A 251-nucleotide genomic window follows, 5' to 3' on the forward strand; every position below is an offset into this window, starting at 1 on the left:
GGTTCGCTCACCGCACGGCTGGCGGAGTCCGGCAAGCGCATTCTGCTCCTGGAGCGCGGCGACGACCTGCCGCGATCGCAGGACAACTGGTCGTCCAAGACCGTGTTCGTCGACGGCGCCTACCAGGCGACGGAGACGTGGTACGGCGGCGACGGTCGGACGTTCAGCCCGGCGCTGCATTATTATGGCGGCGGCAATTCGAAGGTCTACGGCGCGGCCCTGTGCCGGATGCGCGAGCGCGACTTCGGCGA

Annotated in this window: 1 pseudogene; it reads left to right on the forward strand. The window is 68.5% G+C overall.

From position 1 onward, the window contains the following. A pseudogene (locus tag AC0IXR_RS25115) lies at window positions 1–251 on the forward strand (dehydrogenase); the annotation flags it as partial.

It is taken from the genome of Methylobacterium sp. AC832 (assembly GCF_979256025.1).